Origin of the sequence: Luteolibacter luteus (assembly GCF_012913485.1) — a bacterium.
GTDB classification, from domain to species: Bacteria; Verrucomicrobiota; Verrucomicrobiia; order Verrucomicrobiales; family Akkermansiaceae; genus Haloferula; species Haloferula lutea.
Map to the genome: position 1 here is coordinate 1,519,522 of NZ_CP051774.1, position 26,094 is coordinate 1,545,615.

The 26,094-nt window shown below is 61.3% G+C and carries 25 protein-coding genes; 15 read left to right on the forward strand and 10 right to left on the reverse strand.

Translation table 11 applies throughout. The features are described 5' to 3' along the window. Positions 1-13 precede the first annotated feature (13 nt). The 8 genes from HHL09_RS06265 to mntR all read left to right on the forward strand — a co-directional run bounded on the left by HHL09_RS06265 (position 14) and on the right by mntR (position 7,619). The gene (locus HHL09_RS06265) at positions 14-418 is read left to right on the forward strand and encodes an ExbD/TolR family protein (RefSeq protein WP_169453714.1); all 405 of its coding nucleotides are present in this window, start codon (positions 14-16) and stop codon (positions 416-418) included. A gap of 19 nt (positions 419-437) precedes the next feature. Continuing rightward, positions 438-1,142: an energy transducer TonB gene (locus HHL09_RS06270; protein WP_169453715.1), complete on the forward strand. Its 705-nt coding sequence runs from the start codon at positions 438-440 to the stop codon at positions 1,140-1,142. 4 nt (positions 1,143-1,146) lie between these two features. Then, on the forward strand, positions 1,147-2,643 hold the full coding sequence (locus HHL09_RS06275) for a tetratricopeptide repeat protein (protein WP_169453716.1): 1,497 nt from the start codon (positions 1,147-1,149) through the stop codon (positions 2,641-2,643). Positions 2,644-2,648: 5 nt separating this feature from the next. Next, positions 2,649-3,950 (forward strand): porin, encoded by a 1,302-nt coding sequence (locus HHL09_RS06280; RefSeq protein ID WP_169453717.1) that lies wholly within the window; start codon positions 2,649-2,651, stop codon positions 3,948-3,950. Positions 3,951-3,962: 12 nt separating this feature from the next. Then, the gene (locus HHL09_RS06285; protein WP_169453718.1) at positions 3,963-4,562 is read left to right on the forward strand and encodes a hypothetical protein; all 600 of its coding nucleotides are present in this window, start codon (positions 3,963-3,965) and stop codon (positions 4,560-4,562) included. A 49-nt stretch (positions 4,563-4,611) separates the two neighbouring features. Next, positions 4,612-5,187, forward strand: a complete 576-nt coding sequence (locus tag HHL09_RS06290) for an NADPH-dependent FMN reductase (RefSeq protein WP_169453719.1) — start codon at positions 4,612-4,614, stop codon at positions 5,185-5,187. A 257-nt stretch (positions 5,188-5,444) separates the two neighbouring features. After that, positions 5,445-7,097 carry a glycoside hydrolase family 5 protein gene (locus tag HHL09_RS06295; RefSeq protein ID WP_169453720.1) on the forward strand — a complete coding sequence of 551 codons (1,653 nt, stop codon included), beginning with the start codon at positions 5,445-5,447 and terminating at the stop codon, positions 7,095-7,097. Between the two features lie 66 nt (positions 7,098-7,163). Then, positions 7,164-7,619 (forward strand): transcriptional regulator MntR, encoded by a 456-nt coding sequence (gene mntR, locus HHL09_RS06300; protein WP_240963742.1) that lies wholly within the window; start codon positions 7,164-7,166, stop codon positions 7,617-7,619. On the opposite strand, the gene HHL09_RS06305 is transcribed toward mntR, so the two are convergent. The 8 genes from HHL09_RS06305 to HHL09_RS06340 all read right to left on the reverse strand — a co-directional run bounded on the left by HHL09_RS06305 (position 7,613) and on the right by HHL09_RS06340 (position 17,060). Further along, a complete protein-coding gene (locus tag HHL09_RS06305; RefSeq protein ID WP_169453721.1) occupies positions 7,613-7,819 on the reverse strand; it encodes a hypothetical protein in 207 nt (68 codons plus the stop codon). The two genes, mntR and HHL09_RS06305, sit on opposite strands and share 7 nt — an antisense overlap. 139 nt (positions 7,820-7,958) lie before the next feature. Beyond that, the gene (locus HHL09_RS06310) at positions 7,959-8,978 is read right to left on the reverse strand and encodes a PEP-CTERM sorting domain-containing protein (protein WP_169453722.1); all 1,020 of its coding nucleotides are present in this window, start codon (positions 8,976-8,978) and stop codon (positions 7,959-7,961) included. Continuing rightward, positions 8,975-9,502 carry an RNA polymerase sigma factor gene (locus HHL09_RS06315; protein WP_169453723.1) on the reverse strand — a complete coding sequence of 176 codons (528 nt, stop codon included), beginning with the start codon at positions 9,500-9,502 and terminating at the stop codon, positions 8,975-8,977. Before HHL09_RS06315 ends, HHL09_RS06310 begins: the two co-directional genes overlap by 4 nt. Further along, entirely contained in the window at positions 9,499-10,032 is a 534-nt protein-coding gene (locus HHL09_RS06320; protein WP_169453724.1) for a HEAT repeat domain-containing protein, read from the reverse strand. Before HHL09_RS06320 ends, HHL09_RS06315 begins: the two co-directional genes overlap by 4 nt. 132 nt (positions 10,033-10,164) lie before the next feature. Further along, complete coding sequence (locus tag HHL09_RS06325; RefSeq protein WP_169453725.1) at positions 10,165-10,836, reverse strand: hypothetical protein; 672 nt, start codon at positions 10,834-10,836, stop codon at positions 10,165-10,167. A 190-nt stretch (positions 10,837-11,026) separates the two neighbouring features. Then, complete coding sequence (locus HHL09_RS06330) at positions 11,027-14,668, reverse strand: hydantoinase B/oxoprolinase family protein (protein ID WP_169453726.1); 3,642 nt, start codon at positions 14,666-14,668, stop codon at positions 11,027-11,029. Between the two features lie 43 nt (positions 14,669-14,711). Beyond that, on the reverse strand, positions 14,712-16,193 hold the full coding sequence (locus tag HHL09_RS06335) for a sulfatase family protein (RefSeq protein ID WP_169453727.1): 1,482 nt from the start codon (positions 16,191-16,193) through the stop codon (positions 14,712-14,714). Between the two features lie 69 nt (positions 16,194-16,262). After that, the gene (locus HHL09_RS06340; protein ID WP_169453728.1) at positions 16,263-17,060 is read right to left on the reverse strand and encodes an MBL fold metallo-hydrolase; all 798 of its coding nucleotides are present in this window, start codon (positions 17,058-17,060) and stop codon (positions 16,263-16,265) included. A gap of 95 nt (positions 17,061-17,155) precedes the next feature. On the opposite strand from HHL09_RS06340, the gene HHL09_RS06345 reads away from it, so the two are divergent. From HHL09_RS06345 to HHL09_RS06375, 7 genes are all read left to right on the forward strand, one after another. Continuing rightward, complete coding sequence (locus HHL09_RS06345; protein WP_169453729.1) at positions 17,156-19,657, forward strand: AsmA family protein; 2,502 nt, start codon at positions 17,156-17,158, stop codon at positions 19,655-19,657. 148 nt (positions 19,658-19,805) lie between these two features. Then, on the forward strand, positions 19,806-20,270 hold the full coding sequence (locus HHL09_RS06350; protein WP_169453730.1) for an ElaB/YgaM/YqjD family protein: 465 nt from the start codon (positions 19,806-19,808) through the stop codon (positions 20,268-20,270). Between the two features lie 72 nt (positions 20,271-20,342). Further along, a complete protein-coding gene (locus tag HHL09_RS06355) occupies positions 20,343-20,738 on the forward strand; it encodes a phage holin family protein (RefSeq protein ID WP_169453731.1) in 396 nt (131 codons plus the stop codon). After that, complete coding sequence (locus tag HHL09_RS06360; RefSeq protein ID WP_169453732.1) at positions 20,702-21,064, forward strand: hypothetical protein; 363 nt, start codon at positions 20,702-20,704, stop codon at positions 21,062-21,064. Before HHL09_RS06355 ends, HHL09_RS06360 begins: the two co-directional genes overlap by 37 nt. Before the next feature lie 59 nt (positions 21,065-21,123). Then, positions 21,124-22,206 carry a type IV pilus twitching motility protein PilT gene (locus HHL09_RS06365; RefSeq protein ID WP_169453733.1) on the forward strand — a complete coding sequence of 361 codons (1,083 nt, stop codon included), beginning with the start codon at positions 21,124-21,126 and terminating at the stop codon, positions 22,204-22,206. A gap of 24 nt (positions 22,207-22,230) precedes the next feature. Next, positions 22,231-23,340 (forward strand): type IV pilus twitching motility protein PilT, encoded by a 1,110-nt coding sequence (locus tag HHL09_RS06370; RefSeq protein WP_169453734.1) that lies wholly within the window; start codon positions 22,231-22,233, stop codon positions 23,338-23,340. 690 nt (positions 23,341-24,030) lie between these two features. Beyond that, entirely contained in the window at positions 24,031-24,924 is an 894-nt protein-coding gene (locus HHL09_RS06375; RefSeq protein ID WP_169453735.1) for a hypothetical protein, read from the forward strand. Here HHL09_RS06375 and HHL09_RS06380 read toward each other — a convergent pair. Next, positions 24,899-25,369, reverse strand: coding sequence for a rhodanese-like domain-containing protein (locus HHL09_RS06380; RefSeq protein WP_169453736.1), 471 nt, complete (start codon positions 25,367-25,369; stop codon positions 24,899-24,901). The two genes, HHL09_RS06375 and HHL09_RS06380, sit on opposite strands and share 26 nt — an antisense overlap. Continuing rightward, a complete protein-coding gene (locus HHL09_RS06385) occupies positions 25,366-26,061 on the reverse strand; it encodes a DUF1573 domain-containing protein (protein ID WP_169453737.1) in 696 nt (231 codons plus the stop codon). The genes HHL09_RS06380 and HHL09_RS06385 overlap by 4 nt, the downstream gene beginning before the upstream one ends. Between the last annotated feature and the right edge of the window lie 33 nt (positions 26,062-26,094).

Consider the following 26,094-nt stretch of genomic DNA (forward strand, 5'->3'; position numbering starts at 1 on the left):
ACAATCGACTGCCATGGCCTCTGCAGACGACAAAAGCTACGACGACATCAACGTCACCCCGATGGTGGACCTTTACCTGGTACTGCTGCTCATCTTCATCGTGATGACCGCAGCCGGCGTGAAGGGCATGAAGGTGGAGCTGCCCCGCTCCAGCGACAAGTCCACCAAGAACCTGAGCGTGCCGAAGATCCAGGCGATCACGGTGGACTCGGAAGGAAAGATCCAGCTCAACACCACTCCGGTTACCTTGGAAGAGCTGGAGAGCAAGCTCAGCGTCCTGAAGACGACCACGCCGGATCTTCCCGTGATCGTGCGCGGCGATACCGCGGTCCAATACCGCGGCGTGATGAGCGTGCTGGATGTGCTCGGCCGCCTGGGCATCGACAAGATCGGCCTGGCGACCCAGAAGCCGAAATAGCCGGGACCCTTTCCAGCCCATGGCCGTCTACAACGCCCCACCGCCGCCCAAACGCCGGCAGCGCCTCCTTATTGGCGGCTTGCTGCTTGTCGTGGTGGCTGGTGGTGCCGCGTCCTTTTTCCTGAGCGGGAAAAAGGAAGTGGAGCAGAAGGAGGAGATCGTCATCGTCGATCTCACCGCACCTCCACCACCGCCCCCCCCTCCTCCGCCACCACCGGAGGAAGAGACGGTGAGCGAGCCGGAGGACATGGAGGAATCCACCGAAATCGCGGAAGCGGATGCGCCCGATGAGATGTCCGACGAACCGACGACGGACATCGATCTGGGGATTGATGCCGGGGACTTGGGCCCCGGCACCGGAGGCAGCTTCGTGGTGAGCCTGCCGCGCTTCGGCCGTGGCGGTAAAGGCGGTGGAGGCGGTGGCGACAGCCTGCTCGGAAACGACATGGACTCCCCACCCGTGCCGATCAGCAAGGTCCAGCCGACTTACCCGAACTCTCTCCTCAGCAAGGGCACCGGCGGCAAGGTGCTGGTGACCTGCATGGTGGATGAAACCGGAAAGGTGGTCTCCGCCACGGTGAAACAATCCGCAGGTCATGCCGATCTCGACAAAGCGGCTCTCGCGGCGGTGAGCAAATGGAAATTCAAGCCGGCCAACAAGGGTGGCCGCAATGTCCGCGCCAGCTGCGTGGTGCCTTTCAATTTCGAAGTGAAGAAGAACTGATCCGATGCGTCTCCTTGTCCCCACTCTCATCGCGATGGCGAGCATGCTTCCGGCCCGTGCCGAGAAGATCAACGTCTCCGCGATCCTCTACCGCGATCCTCAATTCAAGAAGGACTTCGTCGGCAGCTACGGCATCCTCTCCGATGTCGAGCCCAAGGTATCCGCGGAGGAGCAGGCCCTGCTTTCCAAGGTCGGCGAGCTCTTTGAGAAGAGCCAGTTCGTCGCCGCGGAGCAGGAAATCGTGCGCTTTATCAAGGAGATCGAGGCTCCGACGGACCCCGAAAAGAAGCCAGGTGACATCAGTGCCGCGATGGTCTTCGTGCTCGGCAACCTCTACTTCTCCTCCGACCGCACGGAAGAGGCACGACGGGCCTTTCTCGAAGCGATCCGCCGTTTCCCGCGTTTCCGCCGCGCTCACACGAACCTCGGTTATCTCTATATCTCGAAGAACCAGATCGAGGACGCGGTGCCGATTTTCCAGCGGGCAATCGAACTCGGCGAGACGAGCCCGCGCGTCTACGGATTGCTAGGCTATTGCTACCTCCAGCAGAAGAACGCGCTGGCCGCCGAGAATGCTTATCGCCAGGCCTACTTGCTCGATCCGAAGAACCGCGACTGGAAGGTGGGCCTCACGCAATCGCTGATGCAGCAGGAGAAGCTGGCCGAGGCTACCAGCATGCTGGACACATTGATCGCGGAGAATCCCGATGACCGTCAGCTCTGGCTCCAGCAGGCCACGGCGCTGATCGGACAGGAGAAGAAGATGGAGGCCGCGGTGAATCTGGAGGTGCTCCGCTTGAAGGGTCAGGCCAGCGAGAGCGAGCTGAATCTTCTGGGGAACCTTTACATGGAGCAGGGCGAGGCGCAGCTCGCGCTCTTCGCCTACCTCGATGCGATCGAGAAGGCTCCCAAGCTCGATGTCACGCGTGCCCTGAAGTCGGCGCGCATCCTGAATGACTATGGCTACCCGGAGAAGGCCGAGGCTTTCGTCGAGAAGATCTCGAAGATCGGCACCGTCAGCGGCAAGGATCTTCTGGATCTGGACCTGGTGCGCGTGAAGATCGCCCAGAACTCGGGGGATACTGCGAAGACCGGCACGCTGCTGCGCGACCTTTTCTCCCGTGACCCGGGCAATGCTGAAGTGCTGCTGGAGCTGGCCCGCCACTACGACAATCTGGCCAAGAATGAATCCGAGGAGGCCAAGCGCACCGAGTTGCTCGGCGAAGCCAAGGTTCACTTCAAGCTGGCGATCGAGAAGGAAGCCGTGGCCTACCAGGCGAATCTCGGCATGGGACAGCTCTTGGTACGAGAAAAGCAGTACCAAGAGGGACTGCCTTTCATCGAAAAGTCGCTCGTCCTGAAGCCCGGCGACAAGGCCAGCCTGGAACAATACCTCAGCCGGGTGCGCCGCGCCGCGGACCGTGAAACACAGCGGAAGGATCGCGAGGCGGCAGAACGCGCCGAGCAAGAGGCCGCCGGCAAGAAAGCACCTTCCAAATGATCTCCATGAAGTTCCTCCCTATCACCCTGATCTCCGCTCTCGTCCTCCCTCTTCATGCAAACGAGGCGCTGGACGTGCTGGAAGGAAAGAAAGATGCCGCATCGGTCGCCCTGCCTCCTGCTCCCGAAGGGGAGGCGGTAGAAGGCGGGAAGCAAACGGTGACACCGCTTACCGATGTCTGGGCAGCCAGCCCGCCGGACCCGGTCTGGTCGAAGGCCGTGCTTTTCGAGGATCCGACGAATCCCTATCTCCAGCAGCTTGCGATCACCGGTCTCTTTCACTGGAGCGGCGCATGGGGACATGCATCCCCGGAAGCAGGCAGCCCGGAAGTGGATCTCGATGGCACGCGGACGCGACGCGCCCGGCTCGGGGCACGACTTCGCGCTTTCCGCAACACCGAGATCGAGGCCGTGGCCGAATTCGCAGGGGAATCGAACTACAATGGTATCGAACGATTGAAGGGCACGACCCGCTTCCTCGACAATGCCTACGTGAGCTACGGCAAGATGAAGCCGAAGTTCTCGATCGAGTATTCCACGGAGCCGCAGAACCTGCTGGTGCCGGAGCGCTCGCTGCTGGTGAACATGGTGGCACCCGCCTCGACCTTGGGCATCATGGTTGGACAGGACACGGATCGCTGGGACTGGGGCCTCGGCTATTTTTCCGGCGACAATGATTCGAACATTCCCGAATTTCGCGGCAGCGGCTTCCTCGTGGCCAACTTGGCCTATCAGGAATTCGGTGCCACCGAGGGCAGCAATGGCCTGCGCACGCGCTGGCACGCCGACTACATTTATAACTTTGACGACAACAATAACCCGGCAATCCCGCGATATGATGTCGTAGGCCGCCGCTCGGCAAACGGGAACCAGTTGATCAAGCGCAACCCGGCCTTCCGTCACCTTTTCTCCACCGGAGTCGAGATGGATCAGGGGAATTTCTCCTTTGCGGGGGACTTCATCCTCGCGAACGGCGACACGGATGCTTGGGGGCTTTCGCTCACACCAAGCTATTGGATTCTTCCCGGAACCTTGCAGCTGGTGGGCCGCTACCACTTCGCGGATAGCGATGATCAGGGCGGACTGCTCGGCGGCATGGGCGTGGGCACCGATCCATACTTCGACTCCACGCCGATCTTCGTGGGGGATGAGTATCACTCCTTCTACCTCGGTGCGAATCTCCATGTGTACAAGGACGAGTTGATCATCATGAATGGCGTGGAGCATGTCCTGATGAAGGATGATGCGGGCTCCGGCTTTGATACGGATGCGTGGATCTGGCACTCCGGCGCACGGCTCTCCTTCTAACCTCTCCTCTTCGTGAAAATCCTCCTTCCCCTTTTGCTCGCCGCGATTTCGACCGCGTCGGCCTTTGACCAAGCGGCCTTCGGAGCCAAGCTCAATGGCTGGCAGCGCGATGGCTCGGCTCACTACTCACTCGATGGCATTCGCTACCGCACCCTGCGGCCACTCGAGTCCACGGACGAGAACGGCAATCAGGTGATCCTGGTGACGGTGATTCATCAGGCGAATTCTTGGGCAGAGGTGCCCTTTGATCTGGAAGTCGTGCTGGCGCCGGATGGCAGTGCGCAGAGCTTCCGCATCACCGGCACCCCGCGCGGTCAGAAGGTGGATACGGGAGTGATTTCCCGGCCAGCCGCTCCAGAAGCGCCAGCCGAGGCGGAGGGAGCATCATCCCCTGCTGCCTCACCGTTTCATCCGGTCGCGGAAATGAAAAAGATGCTTTTCGAGGCCTTTGATTCCCAGGCCGCACGCGCCGCCGAGGCCAAGGATAACCGGAAGCGCGACCTTCTCGCCCGCATCTACGGCCCGGAGCCGATCGACGCCACCGCACTGGCCGCCGGCCTGCGCTACAACCTCGATCTGATCCTGCGTCTCCCGACCGAACCCGGGAAGTAAGTCGCCGAGACTTCTTTTCCGGCGCTGGATTGCTGCTAGCATGGGGATCATGGTCAAAGTCCTCGTCCTTCCCGGCAGTGCGCGTCGCGATTCATTCAACAAGAAGCTGGCCGCCGTCGCCGCAAAGCTTCTCACGGAAGCGGGTGCGGAAGTCGACCTGGTGGATCCAGCCGATATCCGCATGCCGCTTTTTGATCAGGATCTGGAGGATGCCGAAGGATTGCCCGCTCCGGCAAAGGTGCTGAAGGAGAAATTCCTCGCGAACGACGCCATCCTCTTTGTCTCCCCCGAGTATAATTCCTCCATCACCCCGCTCATGAAGAACATGATCGACTGGGTGAGCCGTAGCGAAAGCGATGACGAGCCATCCCTCGCCGCCTATCGGGGAAAGGTCGCGGGATTGCTCTCCGCGTCCCCGGGTGCCTTGGGTGGCCTGCGCGGCTTGGTTCACTTGCGGTCGATCCTCGGGAACATCGGTGTCACGGTGACCCCCAAGCAATTCTCGCTAACCGGTGCTTCCTCGAAATTCACCGATGACGGCAGTCTGAAGGACAGCGGGGACGTGAAAAGCGTGAAGGCCGTGGTGGAGGCACTTGTCGAGACCGCGACTAAGCTGAAGGGCTAGTCCGGGAGGGGACCACTACGAAAAGTTCCCGGGAGATCCTCAGTTTGGTAAACCTTGGCCAAAGCGCTGACGCGCTACAGCCCCCGAGGACCATCCTGTTATTTTTCTCTTTTTATCAGGCGCAACAGGCCCGCTTCGGGGGGCGAATTCCAGAGGGTTTGCGGGCAGGGACCACGGGAAAGGCCGATCCTGTCCCGCTCTCCTGGCTTTGACGATATCCCGCTAGAATCCGCTCCGCTCCTTTCGTATCAGCCCCCATGCGATTTCGCTGCCTCCCGCTTCTCCTTCTTGCCCTGCCCGTTTTCGCCGAGGAAAACGTCCCGCACATGCCGGCCCAGGCCAGGCTCTTCCTCCGGGTCCCGGATGAAGCGCCGCCTCTGACAAATATCCGGGTCTCCATGGGTGAGGCTTTGCCCGCGACCCATGAGGCGACGCCGGAGAAAAACGCCCGCGTCACGGACGTCAGCTTTCCGATCCAGTGGTGGCGCTGGCGCGAATTCACCCTGCAGTTCACCCCCACCCACGATGGCACGGTGGAGCTGGACCTGAATGGCCCTTGGGAAGAAGCCAGGCCTGGCGTCCTCTTCGATCAAGAGGTGCTCTGGGACGATTTTTCCGCAAGCGGTGCCGGGCTCCAAGGCGGCGACTTCGAGAAATTCAACCAAGGAACCCCGGTGGGCTGGGATTCCCCGTGGCGTCCTTATCCCGCCGCGGATCAATGGCCTTTGGCAGGCAGCGAGCCCTTGGAAGGGAAGAGCTGCGCTGCATCGTGGCACGGTCGCCCGCTTACGACCCGCCTTTCCGTCAAGGCCGGGGTCCCGGTAACCCTGAAGATGCATGCCCGTGCCGCCACGGTGCCCGGTTTCAAAAAACCCGCCACGCTTCCGGGAAACACCGTGGCCCACGCAGCTTGTGCCCGTCTCAAGCGCGGCGTGAATCTCGGCAACCATTGGGAGGCACCTCCGGAAGGCTGGGGCATCCGCTATGATGTGGATGACATCGATCGGATCGCGGCCGAAGGCTTCGATCACATCCGCGTGCCCGTAGCCTGGCACTACCATCTCGAAAACGGCAGGATCAAACCAGCCCTGCTCGCCGAGCTCGAACCCGTGCTAAGGAGGGCCCTCGAAAAGAAGCTGACCGTGATCGTCAATTGGCACCACTTCGAAGCGCTCTGCAAGGAACCGGAGAAGAACCTTCCCGACTTCACCGCCGGCTGGGAAATTGTGGCCAAGCACTTCAGGGATTGGCCGCAGGAACTCTACTTGGAACTCCTCAACGAACCCAACGGGAGCTTGGACGACGACATTCTCACCAAGGTTCACGCCGCCGGCATCGCCGCGATCCGCAAATCGAATCCCGATCGAATTCTTCTCGTCAACCCGCCCGCATGGGCAGCCATCCGCGGCCTCGACCGGCTCTTCCTTCCCGACGGTGACGACCGGATCATTGCCAGCGTTCACAGTTACGAGCCCTTCCAATTCACCCACCAGCAGGCGGAATGGGTCAACCTGAAGGATCTACGGGGAATCTCGTACCCGGGACCGCCAGCCAGAAGGGTCCCCCTGCCCGAATCGCTTCGCGAGAATGCAGGCCTGGCCGCCTGGCTGGAGGCCTACAATACCCGTCAGGGCACCGACAATCCTTGCACCAAGGCGGTATTTGAAACCCTGCTCGATGACGCCGTGGCGTGGTCCGCTCATTTCGGCCGGCCAGTCCACATCGGCGAATTCGGGGCCTATCAAAAGGCGGATCCAGCGAGCCGCAGCCGGTACATCCGGGACTTCCGCAGCGCCGCCGAGCAACGAAAGCTCCCTTGGGCGATGTGGGACTGGAAGGCAGGCTTCGGTTACTGGGATGAAGCCGGGTCCAAACCCCTGCTCCGGGAAGCCCTCTTTGGAACTCAATAAGGCCTGGGGTCGCCGATTCCAGTCTTCCGTCTTGAGTCCGCCGCGCTCCAGCCCTCACATCGGGGCGTGCCCGCCCGATCCCAGCGCACCAGCGGCTCCGTCGCCATGGACGATTACCTCGAGCAGATCCTGCATCTGATCGAAGCGAAGGGCTATGCCCGCGCCGTGGATATCTCGAAGGGGCTGGGCATCTCCCAAGCCAGCGTGACCAACATGCTGCGGCGGCTCGACAGCGAGGGACTGGTGAAACACGAGAAATACCGCGGCACGGTGCTGACCGAAGAAGGCCACCGCATCGCCCGCGCGATCATGGAGCGCCACGAAACTCTCACCCGCTTCCTCCGCTTCTTCCAGATCCAGGAAGACACGATCTACCGCGACGTGGAAGGCATGGAGCACCACATTTCACGTCCTACCCTTGCCGTGATCCGCGCCATCGCGGACACGCTGGAAGCCAACCCGGCATTCCTCGCGGAAGCACGGCGCCGGATCGAGCAGCAAGCCGGGACTGCCCCTCAGTAGGAGAGATCGCGGCCTTCTTCCTGAACTTGGAGCGGCTGCGTGGCAGGGGGGCTCGGAGGTTCACCCTGCGGCACGAAATCTGCGGAGCGCATCTTCTCGAAAGACGGCATGAAGGTCACCGGCTTGGGATGCGTCGTGCTTGGTGGAGCGGCACGGAGAGCGGCTTCTGCCAAAAGATTGATTCTTTCCTGAGTGGTCATGGGAGAGGAAAAAATGGTCTCGAACGAACGGAACCATTCTTCGCATCTCCTGATAATTTTACACTTACGCAATCACGTAAGCATCCGCCCTACCCTCTCTCTTACACCCCGGGACCTAATCTCCCGAGCGGAAGAGAGATCAGGCATCCGACTTCCGGCGTCTCCGGAGAAGGAAACCCGCCGTTCCGATCACCACCAGCAGCACAGGCCCGGGTTCCGGGATCGTGCTCTCCCTGCCGCCGCCGATCAGGGACATATCCAGCCCTGTCGAGCCAGGTAGTCCCGAGATAAAGCCGACATCCCACATCGCGCCGCGATCCGAATGAAATGCGAAGCTTGGCGAAGAGCCGGAATCCGAATCGGAGTCGAGCAGGGTTAGCGCGGAGTCTTGAAGCGGAGCATCCGTTTCGCCAACCGCCACAGCAGCGATCGAATGCAAGGAGAAGGACGAACCTCCACCCTGTACGAGCACGGGATCTTCCGGTTCGACGCTTTGGCCATTGCCCGTCAGGGCAGCGATTGCAGAAGCCTCGTCAACAATCCCTGCCGGAGCTTCCGGAATAAGGGCCGAGGGCCCGGATGGAAGATTCTCCGCGGCCGGAGCCTCCGGCCTTTCCACTACCGCAACTTCCACGGACTTCTCGCCGGGAGATGCCGGGGCAATCGCGGGAGCCGCTGCCGCCGGAGCAAGCTTCTCCGACCGTGATCCGACCTCAGCCTGTGCAAGCACGGGCACCTTGTTGCCCTCATCCGGACTGAAGAAAAGAGTTCCTGCCGCCAAGGCAACCGCTGCAGCAGCCCCTAGCGCTACCGCCGGAAGAAAGCGGCGGCGCGCGGCGGGAGCAACCACATTGGCCTGCTTCACGAGAACGTGACGAAGCGTGCGGACAAAGCGGCGTTCGCCATCGAGATCATTGAGGAAAGCGGGATCAAAGATCATCCGCTGCATCAGCGGACCCGTGGCCTCCGTCTCACCCAGGATCCAATTGAATCCTTCCTGCACTTCAGGATCGCCGCGATCCATGCGGACCACATTGTCCTGCTCCAAGGCTTCACCAGCAACCGCAGCCTCCAACAAGCGCCGACGCATCTCGTGGCCAAGCTCAAGATCCGGGCCGGACATCGCGTCCTCCAGGAAGTCTTCGAAAGGATCTTTCATTCCTCTCCTCCTTCCCGATGCCATCGGTCCTTCAACTCCTTCACGGCGCGATGGAGGAAGTAGCCGATGTTTCCTTGTGAGATGCCGGTGATCTCTTCGATTTCCTTGTAACTGAGACCCACCTGGAATTTCAGCCGTACAAGCTCACGCTCGCGTTCCGGCAGTTCAGCCACCATCTTCACCAAGCGCTCTTCGCGCTCACCGCGGGCAAGCTGGTGATCGGGGGACGATGTTTCATCGCTCTCCATCTCGGGCAAGTCCCAGCCAAACTGAACGACACGTTGGCGACGCATATGGTCGGTCAAAACGTTGCGGCACACCGTGAAGAGCCAGGCGGCGAGATTCTCCGGCATGCCCTTGTCACGGGATCGGATCAATCGGAAGAACGTCTCCTGCACCGCATCGCGGGACAACTCACGATCCGAACAGATGCCGTAGGCATGCTTCAGCAGAGGCTTCTCGTATCGCACGAGAATCTCTGCAAGCCAGTTGCCCGCCGGCTCGATGGACCGCGCTTCATTCACTGGACGCTGTCCCCGATGATCTCCGCGATGGCATCCTTGGCCTCCGTCGTTTCCGACCATGCGGGCAAAGCCAGCAAGTCGGCGGCCTCGTGGAAAGCAGCGATTTCGGAATGCTCCTTTAGTTTACCCGCAGCATCACGCAGCAAAGGAATGGCATCCGGTTCACCAAGTTGAACCATGCCATCACGCGCCGCCATACGGACCTCCGGGTCCGCATCAAGCAGCCAAGGACGGATCTGTTTCACGCCTTCGGGCGAGTAAGTGATCACTGCGGCGTCGATGGCAGCTTGAGCTTCATCGCGGTGCGCCTCAGCAGCCTCCGTCGTGGTCTTATCCGCAGGCTCCGGCGCTTCGGTTTCAGATTTCTCGCGGCGCTGCTTCTCGCGGGCGGCCGTGGCACGGGCCTTCGCGCTTGTAGTTTCGGCAGGTACGACTTTCGAAGGCTCTTCGTCCTTTGCTTTCGGAGGAGCAAAAAGAACCAGCGCCACCCAGGCGACAAGACCGAGCAAAACAAAAGAAAAGTTCTTCATATGAGGAGGTCGTGAAGATGTGGACTTGGATGAAACCCTGGGGGGGATTTTCCTGGGGAGGAAAGGACGTGGAAGAAAAGATGCACGCCCCGTCTCCCTTGCAGACGGAGCGTGCTGACCCATGCAAAACGATCAGGGGACCGTCGCGCCTGGGAAGAAAGGCGTGAGATTCGCAAGCAACGTGCGCTGAGTGCGATAATTGCCCGAGACGATCCCGGTTCCGGTACCGCTCTTGCCGGTCACCGCGAAGTTATCCATCTGCGTTGCGACGATCGTCGCGGAGCTGCCGCTGCCTACCGTGGCGAACTTCAGGGTCTGCGTGCCAGCAGCGCTGCCGGCACCATTGCGGACGCTGATCGTCGCGTAAGCCTTGCGGACCAGATTCGGCTTCGTCGCCCCGGTCGCCGGAACGATCTCATTACCGGTGGTAGCAGTTCCTTGGTTGACCGGCTGGGTGAGCAGGTTCGCTGGGACGGCCACGGCAGTCTTGCCGTTTTTCAGCGCGTAAATGTTGCCAACGCCGTTGGGGCTGGCCACTCGATTCAGGCTCCATCCGACGATCGTGCCGTCGAGAAGGCTGGCAACGCGCATCGCTTCGAGGATGTCACGATTGAGGAAGCGCACCGTGCTGGTGGTGTAGGTCTTGCGCTTCGCGCCATTCGGCAGGTTCACCTGCGTGGGCGCATTTTCGGTAGTAATCGAGGCTTCGAAAAGGAGAGGATTGATCGTGCCCGGCTTGACGGTTTGACCATGAGCGCTCGCCATAGCGAGAACGCCAAGGATCGGAAGAAGATGGAATTTCATGCAGCGGATATCGTCGTTTGTAGTTTTCGGCGAACTTCCGCTGCCGCACCGCTTCCGGATTCAGCGCGGCAGCAGGGAGTTCACCAAGGAAGTCGGACGTCCCGCGGATTCCTTGGCAGATTTCCTGAAATTTTTTCCGGAGCTCCTTTTCCGCCGCGGAAAGAACACCGGAACACCGCTGCCACCCTCACTACTGCGGCGTGCCCCAGCCGCCGCCTCCCGGCGTTTCGATCAAAACCCGTTCCCCCGCCTGAGCCGCATAGGTTATCGCCCCAGGGAGTTCCTCCTGGCTCCCATCCGGGTGGATGCGCGTCTGCCTTCCGGGAAGACCATCGCTCCCGCCATGCATGCCACGAGGCCCGAGGACTCGCCGCTCGGTGAGAAAGGAAACAACGAGCGGCTTGAGGAACTCGACTTCCCGCACCACGCCATCGCCGCCGCGATGACACCCCTCACCTCCAGAAGTACGACGAACCTCGTACCGATGAAGGCGCACCGGAAATCGGTATTCCATCACCTCGGGGTCGGTAATCGCCGTATTTGTCATATGGACATGGCGTCCCGAGGTCCCCGAATGACGGGGACCGGCCCCTGAACCTCCGGCGATGGTCTCGTAGTAGCCAAAGCCTTGGTCACCGAAGAGGAAGTTATTCATCGTGCCTGGACCATTCGCGGCCAGATCGAGCGCCTCCAGAAGCAGATCGGTGATGCGCTGGCTGGTTTCCACATTCCCTCCCACCACTGCGGGAGCTCGCGAGGGATCCACACCGAAGTCCGGAGAGAGTAGGCCTGTGGGGATGGAGATCTCGACCTCCTCCAGCAGGCCTTCGTTCAAGGGAACATCCTCACCGAGCCACAACCGGAGAACGAAGAGCACCGCGCTGCGGACGATTGCCGGAGTCGCATTGAGATTTCTGGGATGGACCGGGCCCGTGCCTGCGAAGTCCAGATGCAAGCGGCCACCTTCCGCAACAAGGCGGATCACCAAGGGGGTTCCATCATCGAAAGAAGAGGTGACCGTCTTGTCCAAGGCCAGGCCGCGAAGGCGGACATTCATCAAAGCCGAGGACCGAGCAAGAATGCCTCTCAGTTCATTCCGAACCATTGCACCCCCATGCTCCGCGGCAAGCCGCTCGATCGCAACAACCCCATGCCGCGTGGATGCAAGCTGCGCCTCCAAGTCCGCGAGGTTGTCGCCAATCCGGCGCGAAGGCCATGGCCCATCCCGCAAGAGCTCTTCGATTTCGCCCAGCAGAGGCATGCCAGCGCGGACCAACAAGCGCGGCGCGATCACCACGCCCTCCTCCGCTAGCACACGTGCATCCGCGGGCATCGAACCGGGAGCCTTACCTCCGATCTCGGCGTGATGCGCCCGGTTCGCAACAAAGGCGATGCGCTTTCCTGCCCCATCGAAGACCGGGGCAATGAGCGTGACGTCCGGCAGGTGCGAACCACCGAAGGCCGGATGATTGCTAATCACGACATCGCCGGGACCGGGATCGATCACTTTCAAGACCTCCCGCACACAGACCCCAAGTGCACCGAGATGGACGGGGACGTGAGGCGCGCTGGCCACGAGATACCCTTCCGCATCGAGCAAGGCGCAGGAGAAATCGAGGCGCTCCTTCACGTTCGTTGAAAGGGCGGTGCGTCGGAGCATCTCGCCCATCGCGGTGACGATGCCTTCGAAGCGGCTGCGAAAAAGTCCAGCACGCACTGCAGCCGGAACTCCAGAACCGACGCCGGCTGTTTTCGATGCTTGCTCCAACAAAAGAGTGCCTCGCGATCCCCTACGGAGCGTCCAGCCCTCCGGAATGAAGCAAGTGGAGAAACGATCCTGAAGCAGGAGCGGTCCAGCCTGCCCCGACGAACCGAAATCCTCTGGTTCACATGCAGCAATCTTCTCTTCCGCCACGACACGCAAGGCGACCAGTTCGACGGTTTTCCCGGCGGGCAGCGGATAGCCGTAGAGCTTCTGATACTCCTCCGCAAAACGGGACAGCAAGGGTGCCACGTCATCATGATCCATCACCTCCACGGTGAGATAGGTATCCTGTCCTGCCAGACGCAGGTCCGCCAACCAGCGAAAATCCGGTTCATGAAGCGATGCTGCGGCATCCGCAGCGAGCGCCGTCCAGATCGCGGGCAGATCCTTCTCCACCGCACCGAAAGGAAGGAGCATCTGTCTTCCTCGCTGCTCCTGGCGGCGCGCGCGCTCAAGCCCCCAGGCACTAAGCAATCCAGCATCGGCAGGCACCAGCACGGAACGGACCCCGAGTTTTTCGGCAACTGCGCAGGCATGCTGCGGCCCTGCGCCGCCGAAGGCCAGCAGCGCGAAATCACCAGGGTCATTGCCCTCGCGCACACTAACCCCGCGAATGGCTTCCGCCATCGTTTCCACGGCGATGTCGCGCAGGCCTGCAAGCAGCGAAGTCGCCGTTGCCTCCGTTTCCCCGGCGTCCCACAGCTCCTTTAGAAGTTCTTCCAACCTTCTTTCCGCAGCCACGCGAGCGAGAGGAATGCCCGCCTTGTCCGGATCCATCAGGCCGAGCAGCAGGTTCACATCGGTAAGCGTGAGCGGACCACCGCGGCCATAGCAGGCGGGACCTGGATCGGCGCCGGCGCTTTCCGGACCGACTTCCAGCCGGCCATTCCGCCATTGGCAGATCGAACCGCCACCTGCCGCCACCGTCTCGATTCTCAGGGCCGGGGCAAAGACCCTTGCCGGGCCGATCTCCTGCTCCTGCCGCCACGTGAAGGGACCGTCAATGCGGGAGACATCCGTGCTGGTGCCGCCCATGTCAAAGGTGAGCACCTTGGGAAATCCAGCGGCACGTGCCAGCTCCGCCGCACCAACCAAGCCTCCTGCAGGACCGGAGAGCAGCGAGTCCTTCGACCGGAAGCGACTGGCCGGCACAAGGCCGCCTGCGCTGGTCATCAGCCAAGGCTCACCTTCCTCCATCGCACCGCTAATGCGGCGGATAAAGTGCTCCATGATCGGTGCAAGATAGGCATCTGCCACTGCGGTCTCAGCCCGCGGCAAGAGCCGGATCATGGGCGCTACCTCGGAGGAAAGGCACACATTTTCGAAACCCGCCTCGCGCAGGATCTCACCGACCCTGCGTTCGTGCTCCGGATTCACCCAGGAATGCATCAGCGCCACAGCAGCAGTCCGCACGCCGGAGTTCTGGCGGCCTTGTCTCGCAACCTCCAGCAGGGTGGAAGTTTCCAAGGGCTCGATCTCCTTTCCAGCGGAATCGAGCATCCCCCCACAGGAGCAAACCAAGGATGCCAAGCCGGGACGGTGCGGCTGATCCAAGGATAACAGCAGTTCGCGGCGCTGATCTCGAATCTCCAGCAGATCCGCGAAGCCGCTGCTCACCACGAAAAATACCGGGGCACCTTTTCGCTCAAGCAGCGCATTCGTCCCACGGGTAGTGGCCACGCGAAAATCCACCGGCGGCAGCGTCCTCGCGGCAGGGGTTCCCGTGAGAATCCGCGCCACCGCCACCGGGGCTTCATCACCGCAGGAGAGCTCCAAAATCCCACCAACTACGAGATTCGCCGTATTTCCCGTGAGCTTGAGCAAGCGCGCTCCCTCGCGGCTCGCAAAAACCTCCGCACCGCCCGCCGACCAACCGGCGAAGGTATCATCCATGGCCACCAAGGCCGAATCGGTGGTCCACCACTCCCCTTCCCTCGCCAGCAGGCGACAGCGCAAGGTACCATCCGAAAGGATCTTGGCGCGGCGTTCCACGCCGTCCGGCCCGATCGCCCAAGCATCGGTAAAGGTGCCGCCGGTATCCACGCGGATGCGCCATGGGGAATGCATGGCGCGAGTGGAAACGGAAGCTGCCCGACCGTGAAGCGCGGAATCACTTCCTGCCACGGATCTCCTCAAGCCGCGAGGCGAGTTCCTTCAGCTTCTCCGGATTCTCCTTTGCCACGTTGCTCTTCTCCCCGGGATCCTTTGATAAATCGTAGAGCTGCCCCTGCGGGTCGTTGCCCAGTTCCGTATTCGTAGCCTGGGCCTTCTTTGGCCCCTTGCCCGGCGGGATGAACTTCCAATCGCCCATGCGGATCGCCACTTGTCCCGCGTGTTCCAAGATGTGATCCCGGCCTTTCCTGGAGCTATCCACCATGGCCTCGCTCATGTCCTGGCTATCGACGAATCCTTCCTCCACATCGGCGAAAGCCGCGAAGCTCCGCGGGAAATCCACCTGGCTGATCATCGCCTCACTCGTTTGTCCCGGCTTCACCCTCGCAGGCCAGCGCAGCATCGTCGGCACGCGAGTACCACCTTCGAAGCTGCTATACTTTCCACCTCGGAACGGCCCGGCGGGCTTGTGTTCGCCCAGCTTCTGCACGGCCTGGTCCTTGTAGCCGTCATCGATCACGGGGCCATTGTCGCTAGAGAAGATTACGATCGTGTCCTCCGCGAGCTTGAGTTCATCGAGAACCTTCAGCACTTCACCCACTTGCCAATCGGCTTCCACGATTGCATCACCTCGCGGCCCCATGTCGGTCTTTCCCACGAAGCGAGGATTCGGCACCCGCGGGACGTGGACATCGTGGAGGGCATAGTAGAGGAAGAAGGGGTCGTCCTTTGATTCGCGGATGAACCGCACGGCCTGACTCGCAAAGTCATCGGCCATGTTCTCATCCTTCCACAGGGCTTTGGAGCCGCCCTTCATGTAGCCGATGCGACCGATGCCATTGATCACTGCCATGTTGTGCCCATGGCTCCAATCCATCACCAGTTCCGCGCGGTGGCTGACACCGGTCGGCAGACCTTCGAAGGGAGTCTTGTAGGAGACCTCGATGGGATCAGCCGGATCGAGATTCACCACCTTGCCATTCTCCACATACACACAAGGCACGCGGTCGCCGGTGGCAGCCATGATGTAGGAGAAATCGAAGCCGATGTCATTCGGCGAGGGCTTGATCTCCTTGTTCCAATCCACGCCTTCCGCGCCGCCCAGACCGAGGTGCCACTTTCCCACCACGCCGCTGCGGTAGCCCGCTTTCTTCAGGACCTTCGGTATCGTCGCGTCGTCGGGCTTGATGATCATCGCGGCATCGCCCGGAAGAATGCCCGTCCCTTGCTGGCGCCAAGCATACTTGCCGGTGAGCATGGAAAAGCGGGAGGGAGTGCAGGTCGCCGAGGTCGCGTAACCCGCACGGAAATTGATCCCCTCTTTCGCGATGCGATCAATGTTGGGAGTCTGCACTGCCGTCGCACCATTGCAGGACACGTCGCCGAAGCCCAAGTCATCGGCATAAATCAAAACGATGTTCGGCTTCCCGGCGGCGAACAGAGCGGTCGGAAGCAAGGCGAGGAACAAGGCAGGTTTCATGAGCCCGACAATACGCACAAGAGCGCAGAAACCGTCAAATAAACGGTTCCATTTCGCCAGATCCCGCATTCAATCCCACCAACCGCAGGTCTTGTCCTGCTCCGCGCAGCAAACCTCAATTTCAGCGAAGCTCGCACGCACCGTGGCCGCCGCGGTGACCGGACAATTGCAGTCCCGGCTCAGGTGGCCCAGCACCACGCGCCGCAGCCCGGATGGCGCTAACTCCGCGATCAAGGCCGCGGTCTGGGCATTCGAAAGATGGCCATGGCGTGAGGAAATGCGCTGTTTGGTAGACCAAGGGCGTTTCATGTCCGCCTCCAGAAGGGCGTCGTCGTAGTTCGCCTCGACAAAGAGGGCACTCACACCACGCAGGCGATCAAGGATCAGCTTGGTAACATGCCCCGTATCGCTAAGCAGGCCGAAGGACCGCTCCTCATGGCGGAAAACAAATCCCACCGGCTCGACGGCATCGTGCGGCACTGCAAAGGATTGCACGGAGAGTCCGTTAAGCTGAAATCCCGCCCCGGATTCGAAAATCTTCCATGAGGCGGTGTCGACACCGCTGTCCCGCACGATCCGGGCGGTGGAAGGCGTGGCGTAAACCGGTGCGGGGAGCGCTTTCATCAATACCCGCAGGCCCCGCACGTGGTCGCCGTGCTCATGGGTGAGCAGGACGCCGTGGAGCGAAGCGGGATCGACCCCGCTGGCCTTCATCCGGTCCACAAGCTGCTTTGCGGAAAGCCCGGCATCGACGAGCAGGCGGATACCACCGGCCTCGACGACCGCTGCATTTCCTCCGCTTCCGCTACCCAGCACGATGAACCGCATCAGGAAGGCAGGTAGCAAGGACCGGGTAGCAGGTAGCAAGTAGAAATTTCCGCGTTCGCTAAAACCCCTTGCTGCTACATCCCTTACCCTAGCCACTTGCTACTTCCTGCCTGCTGCTCCATCCTCTGCACCGCGTGAGACACATCCGCATTATCCACAAGCTGAGAACACTGGTGGCGCTGCTGGTGTTCGCGGCTGTGGTGTCCGCCGTCGGTGGGCTGTGGTGGGCAAACCGCACCGGACTCCCCGATTCATGGCGCGCAAAGATCGAGCAGGGGCTTGCCGCAAAGGGAATCCACGCGGATATCGGAAAGCTCCGCTATTGGCCGCTCCAAGGCATCGAGGCGGATGAAGTGCGCATCTTCGCCGATGAGACGCGCCAAAGAGTCATCGCCCGGGCCAACGAGGTCATTGTGGGCGTGGACCGCACCAAACTGGCACGAGGAGACGTCCGCGTGGAACGCTTGGAACTCCAGGGCGGCTCGCTGACTCTCCCTGTCGATCCCGAAGATCCCAACTCCAAGGTGCTGGAGGTGAAGAACGCGAGCGGCCGCGTCCTGATGCCGAGAGGCCGCCGCTTGGAAATCCTGAATGCCCGCGGCGACATCAGCGGAATCCGCCTGGAATTCGAGGCTTTGCTGATGGGCTACCGGCAGCGCCTTTCGGTGAAGGACATGGATACCGAGCAAGCCCAGCTTTACCGGAGGATGCTACTTTCCCGCGTGATCGGCATGCTGGAGCCGTGGAGCTTCGATCCAGAAAAGCCCCCGGTCATCCGTATCCGGGTGGAGGGCGATTTGGACGACCCTCGATCCGTCCGCGCCGATCTTTCGCTGAAAAGCGACCGCATGGAGCACGGCGGCATTGCACTCGGCCGCGTGGAAGCCGCCGGGGAAATGCGGGGGCGGTTGCTGGTGCTGGAGTCCCTGAAGGTGGAGGACGGTGGCGGAGCCCTGAACGGGCGCATGGAGTACGATCTCGCAACCCGCACCGGACGCTTCGATGCGAAGTCCAATCTCGAACTGCCGTCCCTGCTGCGTGAAATCAATGCCGCGGGCGTTTTGGAAAAGGTAAGCTTCCAATCACGGCCTCAACTCGATGCGAACGGCACGTTCGAATGGCCTGAAGGATCACCGCCAAGCTTCCACATCATCGGCCACCTCGCCGCGAACGACGTCCGCTTCGCGGAGCACTCCGCATCCCGTGTGGAGAGCGATATTTCCTGGGATGGAAAGCGCCTCTATCTGGACAATATCAAAGCGACCCGTCCGGATGGGAAGTTGGAGGCACGATTAATGATCGAGCCCGAGCAAGTCCGCTACGAGGCCTCCACGAATCTGCGCGCGAGCGTGTGGAAGGGACTTTTCGACAATCATGTGCTGGGAAAGGTTCTCTCCGATTTCACCGAGAACAAGAACCCCACTGTCTCGGGTCATGTCGAAGGCCGCTTTAGCCGGACCGACAAACACGATTGGTCGACCGTCGGTGAAGTGAGGGCGACCAACATGAGCTACAAGGGCACACCTTTCCTGTGGGCTCAGACCAAAATGACGCTCAATCACGACTTCCTCGATTTTCATGACGGCTCGGTGGAATTCGACTACTCCGACTACGCGATGAGGAAGGCTCATGGCGGGCCGATGAGCGGCAAGGCCTCGGCTGGCAGCGTGCGTTGGGAACCGGGCCGGAGTTGCCTGGTGTTCGAGGACATCGAAGGCACCATCTGGCCTGCGCCGGTGCTGCGGATGTTCCTCCCGAAAGTCGCGGATCACCTCGAGCAGTACCGCTTTCATCGACCTCCGAAGCTGAGCGCCAGCGGCGAGATCGGGCTGATGGAAAGGGGCGAGCAGAAGACCGATTTCCGCGTCAAGGGAGCCACACCCGGAAACGTCTCCTACGAGTTCGCCAATACCGACCTGCTACTCTCGGATCTCGAGGTGAACGTGCGGATCCTGCCGGGCCACACCGAGGTAAATGATCTCTCTTTCAACCTCTACGAGGGTCTGGTGCGCGGCCGCTTCGATGTCCGCTACGCCGACGACTTGGTAAAGGGCGAGCTCGATTGGACGCGGCTGAGCCTCCCGGCAATCTCGAAGGACTGCGGATTCGACAAAAAAGCAAAGGGCTACGTGACGGGCCGCATGGACATCGAGCAGCGCGGCAAGGGTAGCGGCGGACTCAGCGGCGATGGATTGATCGCGCTAGAGGAAGGGGAGCTTTTCTCCGTGCCGATCTTCGGCCCTCTCTCGCCGGTGCTTTCCGCGGTTCTCGCCAACAAGAAGGCCGGCTTTCAGGAAGCACAGGAAGCCTTCTGCACCTACCACATGAAAGAGGGGGTCCTCCGGACCACCGATTTCCAAACTAGCACCCCCTCCCTGGTTTTCACCGGCGACGCGGTGGCCGACCTGAATCGCAAGACGCTGGACATGACAATCCGGATGAACGCGCGCGGATTGCTCGGCGTAATCACCCTGCCCTTGAAGCCCTTTTACGGACTTTTCCAATTCCGCGGAACCGGGCCGCTGCGCGAGCCGAAATGGGACAACGTGATGTTCACATCACCGCCGGAAAGCGAGCATGAGACATTGCTCGCACCGCCGAAAGCCCGTATCGCGCGGCCCCTTGGCAGACCGTGATTCCGCGGACAATCCAGCTGCCGGGAGGAGCCTCTGCTAGTGATTTCTCCCACCAGATCCTTCCTTGCGCGCCCCCCACATCCGTGCCAGCGTTTTGGCAGGACCGACACAAGGGTTCAAGGATCACATTTCAACCATTCCAAACGTCATGTCAGACACTTTTGCTACCAACGCAGGTTCCCTGGATCCGGATGCCAGCTTCTCCAAGTCGCCTTCCGTGGGACAGGCTGCCAATGACCTCCGCGCCGCCGCCGGTGAGAAGGCCAAGGAAGTGGCCAATCACGCCAAGGACCTCGCCCACCAGGCAGGCGATCAGGCCAAGGCGCTGAAGGAAAAGGCCACCGAGCAGGTGCAGCATTTCCGCGAAGTCGCCACGGAGAAGGCCCAAGCTTTCAAGAGCGCCGCTACCGAGAAAGCGGAAACGCTCAAGGTCGCCGCGGGCGAGAAAGCCCAGCAGATCCGCCACGCTGCCGACGAGCAGTGGGAGGTCACCCGCGCGAAGGCCAAGGAAATCCACATCACGACCGAAGATTACATCCGTCAGCACCCGACCCGCTGCGTCATCGGTGCGCTCGGCCTCGGCTTCGTCATCGGCCTCATCGCACGCCGCTGAGAAGCTTCCTGAACAGCCTTCGCCCATGATGCGTGCCGGTGGCAAAGGCACGCACATGGGCAATTTGGTATCATGACCGAAGATCTGGACACGGACAGGCACGAATCCTCCCTGCGGGCCTCCGCCGTGGAATTTGTTTCCGCGCGCTTGGAACTCCTCTCGATGGAGGCTCAGGACGCTGGAAAGGCCGCCGCAAAGAAAGGAGCATTGGTCGGCCTGATCGTCGGCTGCGCGATGATCGCGTGGATGGCGCTGGTGGCCGGCCTGATCGGCTGGATCGCCACAGCCGGTGACGGGGTGAGATGGCATTTCGTCGCCATCGGGGCCGCCATTTTTCATCTTTTGCTCGCGGGCATCGCCGCCGCCGTGCTGCGCCGACCCTCCGCAGCCTCTTTTCCGCTCACAAAATCCGAACTACTTAAGGATCGCGAATGGCTTCTCAATCTCAAGGACAGGCCGAAGCACTGATTGCCCGCATCGCCGCGTCCCGCGTCGCCCTCGCCGCGGATCTCGCCGAAGTTCGGCGGCGCTTGGATGTGCCCACCCGGATGAAGGAATCCATCCTTTCCAAGCCCTTGGCATGGTTTGGCGGCTCGCTGGGTGCGGGCTTCCTGGCCAGCGCCCTTTTGAAGAAAAAACGGGTTCCGCCTGCGGAAAAGGCCAAACGCGGATTCCTCGCCGTCGTTCTCGGCGGGCTCTTCACGATGGCCCGCCCTGCCCTCCAGAATTGGGCTCTTCAGGAAGCACGCAAGCGGTTTGCAATACCGCGTAATGACATCGGGCCCCATTCCTGAGACATTGCAAAACTTCCCGCTTCCCATCCCCGAATCTTCCCGCTCTAAAGCACCGCCACATGTCCGAGCACCGCGTTCTCGACCACGTTGACGACTATCTCCGGCTTGGCCGCGAGTATGACTGTTCCGATGTCCATTTGCCGACGGCTTTCCCACCGGCATGGCGCCGTTATGGCCAGCTCCTTCCAATCTGGGCCGATCATCAACCGCTCACCGCTGAAGATACCGAGCGTCTCGCCCGATCCTTTCTCGGGGAACGCGAATGGAACCGACTTCAGGAAAGAGGCGACGTCGACTTCGCCTACTCGAACTCCGAAGGCCGCTTCCGCGCTTCCGTCATCAAGCAGCGCCTCGGCTACGAGCTCGTTTTCCGGATCATCAATTCGCAGTTGCGAAGCATGGAGGAACTCGATCTCCCGATCGAGCACCTTACCCCGCTCACCCGCTACCACAACGGCCTGATCCTGGTGACGGGTGCCGTGGGTTCGGGCAAGTCCACCACGCTCGCCGCGATCGTCGATTTCATCAATGCCGACCGCGAGGACCACATCCTCACGCTCGAAGACCCGATCGAATACGTCTTTGAATCGAAAGGCTGCCAAGTCAACCAACGCGAGGTGCACTCCCACACCGAGTCCTTCGCGAAGGCCCTCCGCGGCGCTCTCCGGGAAGACCCGGACGTGATCATGGTCGGTGAAATGCGCGACCTTGAGACGATCTCGCTCGCGCTCACCGCTGCGGAAACGGGTCACTTGGTGCTCGGCACCCTGCACACCGGTAACGCTCCCCGTACGCTTGACCGTGTGCTCGACGTATTCCCCACCGACCAGCGCGAACAGATCCGCATCATGGTGTCTGAATCGCTCCGCGGCATCCTTTCGCAACAGCTCGTCCCCCGCGCCGACGGCAATGGCCGTGTGCTCGCCCTCGAGCTGCTCGTGAACACGGCGGCCGTCTCCGCCACCATCCGGGATGGCAAGACCTTCATGCTCCCCGGCATCATGCAGACTGGTAAGAACGTCGGCATGATCACCATGGATGAGTCGCTCCGCCGCCTCTACATCAAAGGAGTCATCACCCAGGAAGAAGCTCTCTTCCGCTGTGAGGACAAGATCCAGATGCGCACCTTCTTCCAATCCTGATTCCCGCGATAGCGATAACCTGTCATGGCCATTATCGACGCCTATTTCCAATACCTTGTCGCGAACAGGGGTTCCGACCTTCACCTTTCCGAAGGCCAGCCGCCGAAGATCCGCAAGCACGGTTCCGTGGTCGCCATTCCCGACCAGCCGGTTCTCGAGGGTGAATCCTTCAAGAACATGCTCGCGGAAATCTGTGATCCGAAAGCATTCGAGAAGTATCTTGAAAGCGGTGACCTCGACTTCGCCTACTCGATGGACGAGGAATCGCGTTTCCGCTGCAACTACCTGAAGCAAAACCGCGGTTTGGCAGCTGTCTTCCGTTTGATTCCCACGGAGATCATGTCGCTGGAATCCCTCGGGGTGCCAGAGGTCGTGAAGCAGTTCGGCCACATCCGCTCCGGCCTAGTGCTGGTGACCGGTCCGACCGGTTCGGGCAAGTCCACCACGCTGGCGGCGCTGCTCGACTACATCAACACGAACTACAACCGGCACATCATCACGGTCGAGGAGCCGATCGAGTTCGTGCACCGCAACAAGCGCTCGATCATCACCCAGCGCGAAGTGCCGATCCAGACGCCTTCCTTCTCCGACGGCCTGCGCGCCGCGCTTCGTGAAGACGCGGACATCGTGCTGGTGGGTGAGATGCGCGACCTTGAAACCATCTCGCTGGCCTTGACGGCAGCTGAAACGGGTCTGCTCGTGTTCGGCACCCTGCACACGAACAACGCCCGCAAGACCGTTGACCGTATCATTGACGTGTTCCCTGCCGACCAGCAGTCGCAGGTACGCACCATGCTCGCGGCTTCGCTGCGCGGCGTGCTCGCCCAGTTGCTCTGCAAGCGCGTGGACAAGCCGGGCCGGGTAGCCGTGCACGAGATCCTCTTCGCCACCCCCGCGGTGTCGGCCATTATCCGTGAAGGTGCTACCCAGAAGCTCTACGATGTCATCACCGGCGGTAAGGGCGAGGGCATGCAGTTCATGGACGAATCCATCTGGAACCGCCTGCAGGATGGCGTGATCTCCCCGGAAGAAGCTTACATGAAGGCGATCGACAAGACGCGCTTCAAGAAGTTCCTGCCGGAGCGTTCCTCGCACCTCGGCGACGCCTCGGGCGAGAGCCCGCTGGAGCACTGAAGGATCCACGGAATTTTTTCCAAATGCGAAAGGCGGGCCTGCGGGTCCGCCTTTTTCGTTTACCCCGGTGACGAGTTCCGATGTTCACTTTACCTCACCCTACCGTTCCGATAGCGTCCGCGTCCTGAAAAGCCTCCCCTTGTAATGCCCCTGCCGGAAACCCTCTCCTTCAGTTGCCCTCATTGTAGCACCCGGCTGACGGTTCCCGCAAAACTGGCTGGCGTCACGGGCCCTTGCCCTAGTTGCAAGCAAAGCATCACAGCCCCGGCCCTCGCGTCAGCCCCCGAACCGGAGCCAGTGCCTGTAGAGGTCGCACCTCAAGCTATCCAAGCCCCCTCCCAACCGCTGTCCGGTCAGGCTGCGGCTATCGCACCGCTTGCCCTGCCCACCCAGCAGGAGTTACCCCTCGCCGCTTCCGAAGCGCCTCCGCCAAGCGTTCCGGCGCACCCTCCGGTGCCCGCAAACGACGAACCGGTGCTAGTCGAAGTCTCCCCGGTCCCAGTTCCGGAAGGACACCGGATCAAGCCCGAGCCGAGGAACAGGCGGGAGAAATCCGCGGCTTCTCCGATCTCGCCAAAACACAGCACCGGGGACGAGACGATGCGCCGGTCTGAGCAGGCCTACACTTCTCCAAGCACCCCGGGGACCAGCCGAGTCCTCCGGGCCTCGGGAGCCGCCGCGTTCTGTGCGGTGGCGACGACACTCAGCTACCTGCTCCTCTATTTTTTCCTCCCGACGGGCCCAGGAAAAAAGCTCAAGGAGGCATCCAAGCCTCTCGCGAACCCTCCTCCGAAGACCGCTGCCGCCTCTCCGGAAAGTCCGCCCACCCCGCCCGCTCCAGAAAAAACTACCACGGCACCCTTGCAGGCTCCGCAGAGTGTCACGGCGGACGATTCCATCCCCTCGCCTGAAGCCAGCGAGAAGGAATCTCCTGCTGTCCTCGCCAACAATGTCTTGGACAGCTTCCTGAATGCGAAGGACGCAGCTTCCCGTGTCGGATTGGTCGAGCCCGCCGCCACCGAAGAAGAGCTGGCAGCCACGCTGCTCAAAAGCCCGCTCCCGGAAATTGCCCGGATCCTTCCGGACCTTCCGCAGCGGGATGCCGTCGAACAATTCACCGACTACCCGTACCGCGTCTCCTTCTTCCTGCAGAGCGGGCGCAATGTGGACTTCACGATCGTGGTCCGGCAACGCGGGGAACAAGCCCCGAAGGTCTTCCTGCCCGCCTTCCTTGATCTTGCCGGCGGCCGACTCTCGGCTTTCGCCAAGGAGCCGAACAAGAGTGATCCCGTCACCTTCCACGTCATCCTGGATCCCCTCTCGGTCTGCCATGACGATCAAGTTCCCGGTGCCGACAGGAAGATCACCTTCAAGCTACTGCCGAGCATGTTCGGGAAGGAGATCACCCGTGCCTACGTTTCCTCGGGTTCGCGCTTCGCCCAAATGGTCGGAGATCCGAATTCGTCGCTCCGTTGGGGGGTCCGCATGCGGGCCACGATCACGGTGCAGTGGAACTACACCGAAGATCCACAAAAGCCGTATTTGGAGCTGATGAATATCAGTTCCCTGAATTGGAACTCTTGAGCATCCCGGCAGCCTGCAAGGCTGCCGAGCCACCGTGGAGCGCCTTCACTTCGGGGGGCATGCCGTATTCCCGCAAGCGTTTCACCACTTCCTTGCTGATGCCGCAGCCGACGTCCCCGCAATAAACCACCGCGCGCTGGGCACTACCAAGGCGCTCGATGGAAGCTTCCAATTGTTCCTCGAAACTTCCGCCACCAACCGTGGTAAGATGGATGGAACCTGGAATTCCATCCCGCTTCCACTCGGCTTCCGGGCGCGCATCGATCCAAAGCACGTCCTTCCACTCCGCTTGCACGGTAGCCAGGCAAATCTCCTCCGGGCCAATCTGCGCAGGGTCGCACGTTACATTCACCGTCCGGTCCGGCGGACCCGCGATCTTCCATGTCGCCACCGCACCAAGCGATGACAAGACAAGAACCAGCGCGAGTTCCGTAACCGTTCTCATGGCTTGCCTGCCGTGGCTGCTGCCGGCTTCACGGGATTCTTCACGACCATGAAGACCCGCTGGGTCCGATAGCGGCGGGAACCATGGTCCGTCTCAAGATGAACCACGCCCATCGCGACGTTGCTGGTGCTCACGGGAGTGATGACGACCTCGTATTTTTTCCCTTCCTCGACGGTCTTGAGCTCTTGCTTGAAGCGAGTATCGGCACCGGAGATGGTAGTGATCTTGATCGGCTTCTCATCCTTCATGGTCACCGTCACCGTCTTTGGCTTCGCTTCCTCACCCACTTCCCAAAAGAGGGACTTCGGCTCCACAACCACGAGTTCCGGAACCTTCACACGAATGTTTAGCGTGATCGAGGGCTGGGTTTCCGGATCCCCTTTCAGGAAAACATGAAGCGGCTTGTCGACGGTGCCCACCACGTCGCCGAGGTCGTAGGAAAACCGGATCAGGCCGCTCTGGCCCGGCTTGTAGGTCAGGCCGCCCTTGATGCCCGCCTGAATGCAGGTGCAGCCGGCATCGGCCCGGAGAATTTCCACGGTTTGGTCCGACTCGTTCTTGAAATTGAAGTCCGCCGCCACCGACTTCTCATCCACGCCTACGGTGATCTCTTTCGTCGTTTCGTCGAAGGTCAACGGCGCCGCCGAGAGGGACGCACAGAGTGCCAGGCACCAGAACATCAGGACTTTCATCGCCTGACTAATGGCCTCTCCGGCCGCGCCGCG

Coding starts and splice junctions, on each gene's coding strand:
- HHL09_RS06265 (WP_169453714.1), top strand. CDS start 14: ATGGCCTCTGCAGACGACAAAAGCTACGACGACATCAACGTCACCCCG.
- HHL09_RS06270 (WP_169453715.1), top strand. CDS start 438: ATGGCCGTCTACAACGCCCCACCGCCGCCCAAACGCCGGCAGCGCCTC.
- HHL09_RS06275 (WP_169453716.1), top strand. CDS start 1,147: ATGCGTCTCCTTGTCCCCACTCTCATCGCGATGGCGAGCATGCTTCCG.
- HHL09_RS06280 (WP_169453717.1), top strand. CDS start 2,649: ATGAAGTTCCTCCCTATCACCCTGATCTCCGCTCTCGTCCTCCCTCTT.
- HHL09_RS06290 (WP_169453719.1), top strand. CDS start 4,612: ATGGTCAAAGTCCTCGTCCTTCCCGGCAGTGCGCGTCGCGATTCATTC.
- HHL09_RS06295 (WP_169453720.1), top strand. CDS start 5,445: ATGCGATTTCGCTGCCTCCCGCTTCTCCTTCTTGCCCTGCCCGTTTTC.
- HHL09_RS06305 (WP_169453721.1), bottom strand. CDS start 7,819: ATGACCACTCAGGAAAGAATCAATCTTTTGGCAGAAGCCGCTCTCCGT.
- HHL09_RS06310 (WP_169453722.1), bottom strand. CDS start 8,978: ATGAAAGATCCTTTCGAAGACTTCCTGGAGGACGCGATGTCCGGCCCG.
- HHL09_RS06320 (WP_169453724.1), bottom strand. CDS start 10,032: ATGAAGAACTTTTCTTTTGTTTTGCTCGGTCTTGTCGCCTGGGTGGCG.
- HHL09_RS06325 (WP_169453725.1), bottom strand. CDS start 10,836: ATGAAATTCCATCTTCTTCCGATCCTTGGCGTTCTCGCTATGGCGAGC.
- HHL09_RS06330 (WP_169453726.1), bottom strand. CDS start 14,668: ATGCATTCCCCATGGCGCATCCGCGTGGATACCGGCGGCACCTTTACC.
- HHL09_RS06335 (WP_169453727.1), bottom strand. CDS start 16,193: ATGAAACCTGCCTTGTTCCTCGCCTTGCTTCCGACCGCTCTGTTCGCC.
- HHL09_RS06350 (WP_169453730.1), top strand. CDS start 19,806: ATGTCAGACACTTTTGCTACCAACGCAGGTTCCCTGGATCCGGATGCC.
- HHL09_RS06355 (WP_169453731.1), top strand. CDS start 20,343: ATGACCGAAGATCTGGACACGGACAGGCACGAATCCTCCCTGCGGGCC.
- HHL09_RS06360 (WP_169453732.1), top strand. CDS start 20,702: ATGGCTTCTCAATCTCAAGGACAGGCCGAAGCACTGATTGCCCGCATC.
- HHL09_RS06365 (WP_169453733.1), top strand. CDS start 21,124: ATGTCCGAGCACCGCGTTCTCGACCACGTTGACGACTATCTCCGGCTT.
- HHL09_RS06370 (WP_169453734.1), top strand. CDS start 22,231: ATGGCCATTATCGACGCCTATTTCCAATACCTTGTCGCGAACAGGGGT.
- HHL09_RS06380 (WP_169453736.1), bottom strand. CDS start 25,369: ATGAGAACGGTTACGGAACTCGCGCTGGTTCTTGTCTTGTCATCGCTT.
- HHL09_RS06385 (WP_169453737.1), bottom strand. CDS start 26,061: ATGAAAGTCCTGATGTTCTGGTGCCTGGCACTCTGTGCGTCCCTCTCG.